Raw genomic sequence first — 6,254 nt, forward strand, 5'->3', positions numbered from 1 at the left:
AAAAAAAAAAACACGAAAAAATTCCGATCTGGTTTATTTGATTTTCAGGAAAGACAGTATCGTGCTTATAATTTAGGTTGATCTTGTTCATCATTTAATCTTTTTGTATCGTGTTCAGACAATTGTTGACAAACTCCAAACAGCTTACTCCTTTCTCACCGCTTCACTAAGAAGGGGGGAGTTCGATCATCCAGCGGATTCTTAATATTCTCCAGCCGGTAAAATATTGCCATTTGTTCGTTTTTTTTTACAAGCCACAAGTTATGGTTTTCTCTATAATAAATTGTTAATCGAGCATAATTTAGTTTCATTCAAAATAAGAAATGGGCTGCAAGCCTCAAGCTACAAGCTGCAAGTATCCAGTATCAAGCATCTTGCTGACAGATCCTGAATCAAGTTCAGGATGACTCGTTGAGTGGGCAGATCCTGACCCAGCAATTATTCATCGGATGACTTTTCGGACAAACCACCTCCCCCTTTGCTCGGGTACTCCTTCCCGAAGCGAGTTCGGGACAAGCTCTTGAAAAAAGGAGGAGAAAGGGCGCAACTTGCGGAGGTTTTCGGTAACAGCAAGCGGGATTTCACTACTGCAAATTCTCCTCTTTCAAAAGAGCCTGTCCGGCCCCGACGGAAGGAGTACTCCCGGATTACCGGGAGGGAGATGGTTGGATCTCCACTTCACGTCTTCCCGTCTTCGTGTTTAATCAAACCATTCGTGCGTTCGTGGCGCGTGTTCTAATGGCATCATGTCGATTTAATCATTGGATGATTTCCCAAATGAAAAAAAATATCGACAACATATGGTTAAGCAAAGTGGATGAAAGGGCATTTTTTGATTGTGGTTTTTAGCTACCTTTACTATAAACAGATAAATTGGTCTTAAATAGTTGTGGGCATTATTGAAAGCATTTTTATCCGGCTTGTTTTCAACCGAATCTTGATGAACCTATTCTCATTTATTTACATTTTATGGCATCATGTTGCTCTGATACATTTTGATAAGCCTTAAAAAAAGTAGTTAAAAAACATGAAAAATGCTGGTTACCTTTTAGTTGGAAAGGGGATTAACTAGTGCAAGATAAAATTAGAAAAAGATCGTAAAGTGTGATTATTGTGGTGTTGGAGCATCTTGTTTTATCTATGAAACGATCCGTTGCCCGGACTTAAAAAGAGGAGCACCAACATCCAATAATCAAAAAAACTCCTCCTTTTATTCCTTTCCCGGGTTGAATTAAGGCCGTGTTTGTCGCAAACACATTAAGTTCATCAGATGTTCAGTTTCGAAATGCATGAAATGATTTTGATATGATTGAATTGGCACTGTTCTTCTTAAAAACTCAGCTCAACAATTATCTGAAATTACGAACCGGTTCAGAGGATAAGGTCGAACTGATTCCGCTTTTCGATAAAAACGGAAAGATGCAGGTTTCGAACGTGGCCATGACCTTGGTGAACATTGAAGAGGAGCGGGTGATGAAAAATCAAAACCTGTATCGCGAAACCCCCCAGGGGACCATTGCCAAAACCGACCCGAAAGTAATGGTGAACCTCTATGTTTTGTTTTCGGCCAATTTTGGTGAAGATGAGTTTGGCTACCGCGAATCGCTGAAATTCATTTCCTACGTCATTAGCTTTTTCCAGTCGCACAGCCTTTTCACACCGGGCAGCTACCCCGATCTGAATGACCAGCTGACCAAGCTGAGCGCCGAACTTTTCACCCTCTCATTGGAGCAGCAAAACAACCTGTGGGGCGCACTGGGAGCCAAGCAAATGTGCTCGGTGATGTACAAGGTGAAGTTGCTGGCTATTTTCGACGACAACATCAAGATGGATGCGCCACCGATTACCGAAGCTAACCTTAATCCATAATAAGCCATGCAGTTGTTTAATTACCAGAAAATAGTTGAGCTGAACGTTTGGAATGATTATTACCAGGCTTTACAATCGAGCGATTTTCAGTTCATTCCTGAAAAAGCCACCCAGCGAACCTTGCGTAACATGGGCTTGAAGCTGAAAGAGCTAGCCGGTGGTTTCCGGCTCTTTTCCGCCGTTGATGAAACGGGCAAACTGCAACGTGATCCCGTGTCGGTGCCCTTTAAGCTGGTGGTTTTCATGCGGCTGAATAATCCGCTGTTTATCAACTTTTCCGACCTGCCTTTTGATCTGGGCGCTTCCAAAGCCTATTATTTTTCGAACCAGGCCAATAACAAGCGCGAAGTGTTTGGCACCGGTTCCGATTCGCTGTTGCTGAATCAGAATGAAGTGACCACGGCTGCTGATCAAATCAAGACTTCGGGCAAGGTTTATAGCTATACCCACCCAGGAGATGCCGGGATAAAAACCGCTGAACTGGTTTCGGTGGATACCGATGAGACGGTCGCCTCGCAGGAACTGGCACCGGTTGATGAGCATTACAACTTTCAGTTTATACTCGAAGGTTTGTCGGCCGGACGCTACAAGCTGATGCTGGATGGCGGCGAACTGGACCGTTTTTATTATGCTGGTGAACTGGCAGTGGCCAGCTACTTCGGCGTAGTTGAATTATTTAGCCATGTTGACGTCGGCTACAAATGGTTCACCAATGCCGGACTGGTTTCAAGCAAAACCTACTGCCTGGCCTTTAAGCGACGCGAAACTTTGTGGCGCTACAAAGTGATTAACCGCAACGGACTGGAAATGCCCAACCCGGGAGTTCGGGAAACCGACACACCCTGGGAATTTACACATAGTGGAGACCATGTTTTTGTTTCCAACATTCCCATGCCCCTAAAAGAAGCCCCAATCACCGGCATTGCTTTGCGAAGCAATCAAGTCGATGCGGCTTCTGTTCTGATTAACGATCTGCCAAATCCCGGTCCCGAATTGATTAAACCGGATCCGGGCAATCCAGCTACCATTTATTCTGATATTTATGTTTATCTCTGACCTTCAAAAATTTAACTGATTATGGCCAAAACGTACAAAACTCCGGGAGTATACATCGAGGAAATTTCCCTGTTGCCTCCGTCCATTGCAGAGGTTGAAACTGCGATCCCGGCTTTTATCGGCTACACCGAGAAAGCGAAAAAGAACAACCAATCCCTAACCAACGTGCCCACGCGCATCACTTCCTTGCTCGAATACAAGGAGTATTTTGGTGGCGCCCAGCCCGAAACGGGTATCATCGTCAATATTGACGATGTGTATGACACATCGGGCAATTTGACCCGCACCATCGAAGTGCCGGAACCTGCCACCAAGTCGAACTTTTTGATGTACTACTCGCTGCAAATGTATTTTGCCAACGGCGGCGGGCCGTGCTACATCATTTCGGTTGGCGACTACACGGCTACCATCAGCAAAACCGACTTGGGTGCCAATGGCGGACTGGCCGAACTGGCCAAGGAAGATGAGCCGACCCTGATTGTCTTTCCCGATGCGACGGGTGTTTCAACCGTGGCCAACTTCTATGGCCTGTATCAGGACGCGCTGACCCAATGCCAGAAGTTGCAGGATCGCTTTACCATTTTGGATACTTACAACCAGGCTTCGGGCTTTGCCGATACCTTACGCACCAACATCAGCATGGGAACCGACTACCTGAAATATGGCGCCGTGTATTATCCCTGGCTGAAAACCATTTTGCCCTATGTGTACAAGGAAAGCGATGTGAGCATTGCCCACACCGAAACCGATGCACCGGGAGGAACAACCAGCTACGACGGCGATAAGCTCAGCGACATTACCGCTGACCTGGAACTGTATAACCAGATTAAAGTGCAGCTGGGCAAATTGAGTGTTACCCTGCCTCCGTCGGCTGCCGTGGCCGGCATTTATGCCCGGGTGGACAGCAACCGCGGGGTGTGGAAAGCGCCTGCCAATGTGGGGGTTCGCGAAGTGATTGGTCCCGACAAGAAAGTAACTAACGAAGAGCAGGATGGGCTGAATGTCCATTCTACCGGAAAGTCAATCAACGTCATTCGCTCCTTCTTTGGAAAAGGAACCTTGGTTTGGGGTGCGCGTACCTTGGCCGGAAACGATAACGAATGGCGTTATGTGCCCGTTCGCCGCTTTTACAACTTCGCTGAAGAGTCGATCAAAAAAGGCACGCAATGGGTGGTTTTCGAACCCAACGACGCCAATACCTGGGTGCGTGTGAAAGCGATGATCGAAAACTTTTTGACCAAGCAGTGGCGTGCCGGAGCTTTAGCAGGAGCCAAAGCCGAAGATGCCTACTTTGTGAAGGTGGGTCTGGGCGAAACCATGACCTCGCTCGATATCCTGGAAGGGCGCATGAATATTGAAATCGGGATGGCCGTTGTTCGTCCTGCAGAATTTATCATCCTCCGGTTCTCTCACAAACTGCAGGAGTCCTAACATCAAAACCTTTATTAACTGATTTTAAAAACGAAAAATTATGGCTGAATATCCAATTCCAAAATTTCATTTTCAGGTTGAGTGGGCTGGTACCAAACTTGGTTTTTCCGAAGTGTCGGGCCTCGATGTCGAAACGGAAGTGATCGAGTACCGCGATGGCTCGATGCCCGAATACAGCAAGCTGAAAATGCCGGGCATGCAGAAGTTTTCCAACATCACCCTCAAGCGGGGCGTTTTTCAAAAAGACAATGAGTTTTTTGAATGGTGGAACACCGTGAAGCTGAATACCATTGAGCGTCGCGACATCATCATCAGCTTGTTGAACGAGGAACACGCGCCGGTACTGACCTGGAAAATCAAAAATGCCTGGCCGGTGAAAGTGCAAAGCACCGATCTGAAGTCAGACGGCAATGAAGTGGCCATCGAAACGCTGGAACTGGCGCACGAAGGCCTATCCATGGAAATGAGCTAAATCCAAACGACTATGGACTTGACCTATCCACCTGTTGGATTTCATTTCTCTGTTGTTTTCGAACTGTTGCCACAGTTTCCCAGCGACTTTCGCTTCCAGGAAGTGGATGGCTTATCGGTGGACGTGGAAACGGAAGAATTCAAGGAGGGCGGTGAAAACCGGTTTACACACCAGCTTCCTACCCGCACGAAGTATCAAAACATCGTGTTGAAGCGGGGCATGTTTACCGGATCCGGAATTTTACTGTGGTGCCGTAATGCCATCGAGAGTTTCAACTTTCAGCCCACCAACCTGACCATTGCTTTGCTCAATGCGGATCATGTTCCGGTGGCTGCTTGGTATGTGGTCAACGCTTACCCGGTGTCCTGGTCGGTATCCAGCTTCAATGCCGAAGAAAGTAAAGTGGTGGTCGAGTCCATCAAGTTGCAGTATAACTATTTCAAAATCCTTAAAATCTAGCATGCATGCCAGTGATTGTACGAGAACTTGTGGTGAGGGCAAACGTGTCGGAAAACCGGCGCGATGAAGCTGGCGGACCCGTTTCGATGGATCAAAACGCGCGGGAGGAACTGATTAAGGAGTGTGTGGATCAGGTCATGGAAATTCTGAAACAAAAAATGGAGCGGTAACATGGAACTATTTACCGGACTGGAAGGAAAACTGACCAAGATGAAAATCAACGTCTGCGAAAGCACCGAGCCGTTTAATCCCCGTTCGGGCGATGATTTCGAGTACGAAGTGCTGGTTAATCCTGAGCAGATTCAGCAGAAGTTTAGCACGGTGTTCGACGAGTCGCAAGCCGATGGAACGACCGGTGCCGATGTGCGCTTCCGGGTGCAGAAGCCACAGAATTTCGAAACCGACTTGCTGTTTGACGGCACCGGTGTTTTGGCCAACAGTCCGCTTCCGGGCGCCAATATTTTGGGGCTAAAAACATCAGAAACGGTAGATGACCAGTTGACTCGCTTCAAAAACATTGTATTTAAGTACAATGGCGATACCCATGCGCCCAACTTGCTGCAAATTCAGTGGGGCAGCTTTTTGTTTCGGGGGAAGTTAAAGGATTTGACCATCACCTATTCCTTGTTCAAACCCGATGGCTCACCGCTGCGGGCGAAAGCCAAATGTGTGTTTGTTGAATCCATGGCCGATACACTGCGGGCCGCGCGCGAACGCTCCGAATCACCCGACTTGACGCATGTGCGGATTTTGAAGGACCAGGAGAATTTGCCATTGATGGCGCATCGGATTTACAAGGACCCGGGCTACTATCGCGAAGTGGCTAAAGCCAACAAACTGCGCAGCTTACGGCAAATAGCCGTCGGCACGCGAATTCATTTTCCGCCAATTGATAAAACCAAACGATGACCAACCAACGCAACATACCCATTTCTTCCCCTTCGGAAGTCGTGACCAGCACGCTTTT

General features: G+C 47.4%; 7 protein-coding genes. All 7 read left to right on the forward strand.

All coding sequences use genetic code 11. The features are described from left to right. The first annotated feature begins 1,305 nt into the window (after nt 1-1,305). Genes NC99_RS06650 through NC99_RS06675 form a run of 7 tightly spaced genes read left to right on the forward strand, consistent with a single transcriptional unit; the run spans nt 1,306 to nt 6,196 of the window. The gene (locus NC99_RS06650) at nt 1,306-1,869 is read left to right on the forward strand and encodes a DUF4255 domain-containing protein (RefSeq protein ID WP_053181242.1); all 564 of its coding nucleotides are present in this window, start codon (nt 1,306-1,308) and stop codon (nt 1,867-1,869) included. A 6-nt stretch (nt 1,870-1,875) separates the two neighbouring features. After that, entirely contained in the window at nt 1,876-2,925 is a 1,050-nt protein-coding gene (locus tag NC99_RS06655) for a hypothetical protein (RefSeq protein ID WP_053181245.1), read from the forward strand. A 21-nt stretch (nt 2,926-2,946) separates the two neighbouring features. Continuing rightward, nucleotides 2,947-4,356, forward strand: a complete 1,410-nt coding sequence (locus NC99_RS06660; protein ID WP_053181248.1) for a phage tail sheath family protein — start codon at nt 2,947-2,949, stop codon at nt 4,354-4,356. A gap of 40 nt (nt 4,357-4,396) precedes the next feature. Then, nucleotides 4,397-4,828 carry a phage tail protein gene (locus NC99_RS06665; protein WP_053181251.1) on the forward strand — a complete coding sequence of 144 codons (432 nt, stop codon included), beginning with the start codon at nt 4,397-4,399 and terminating at the stop codon, nt 4,826-4,828. Nucleotides 4,829-4,840: 12 nt separating this feature from the next. Next, nucleotides 4,841-5,287, forward strand: a complete 447-nt coding sequence (locus NC99_RS06670; protein ID WP_053181254.1) for a phage tail protein — start codon at nt 4,841-4,843, stop codon at nt 5,285-5,287. 5 nt (nt 5,288-5,292) lie between these two features. Next, nucleotides 5,293-5,457, forward strand: coding sequence for a DUF5908 family protein (locus NC99_RS21845; protein ID WP_157624580.1), 165 nt, complete (start codon nt 5,293-5,295; stop codon nt 5,455-5,457). Between the two features lies 1 nt (nt 5,458). After that, nucleotides 5,459-6,196, forward strand: coding sequence for a CIS tube protein (locus NC99_RS06675; RefSeq protein WP_053181256.1), 738 nt, complete (start codon nt 5,459-5,461; stop codon nt 6,194-6,196). Nucleotides 6,197-6,254: the final 58 nt, after the last annotated feature.

Source organism: Sunxiuqinia dokdonensis, assembly GCF_001270965.1.
Classification (GTDB): domain Bacteria; phylum Bacteroidota; class Bacteroidia; order Bacteroidales; family Prolixibacteraceae; genus Sunxiuqinia; species Sunxiuqinia dokdonensis.

Coding starts and splice junctions, on each gene's coding strand:
- NC99_RS06650 (WP_053181242.1), top strand. CDS start 1,306: ATGATTGAATTGGCACTGTTCTTCTTAAAAACTCAGCTCAACAATTAT.
- NC99_RS06655 (WP_053181245.1), top strand. CDS start 1,876: ATGCAGTTGTTTAATTACCAGAAAATAGTTGAGCTGAACGTTTGGAAT.
- NC99_RS06660 (WP_053181248.1), top strand. CDS start 2,947: ATGGCCAAAACGTACAAAACTCCGGGAGTATACATCGAGGAAATTTCC.
- NC99_RS06665 (WP_053181251.1), top strand. CDS start 4,397: ATGGCTGAATATCCAATTCCAAAATTTCATTTTCAGGTTGAGTGGGCT.
- NC99_RS06670 (WP_053181254.1), top strand. CDS start 4,841: ATGGACTTGACCTATCCACCTGTTGGATTTCATTTCTCTGTTGTTTTC.
- NC99_RS21845 (WP_157624580.1), top strand. CDS start 5,293: ATGCCAGTGATTGTACGAGAACTTGTGGTGAGGGCAAACGTGTCGGAA.
- NC99_RS06675 (WP_053181256.1), top strand. CDS start 5,459: ATGGAACTATTTACCGGACTGGAAGGAAAACTGACCAAGATGAAAATC.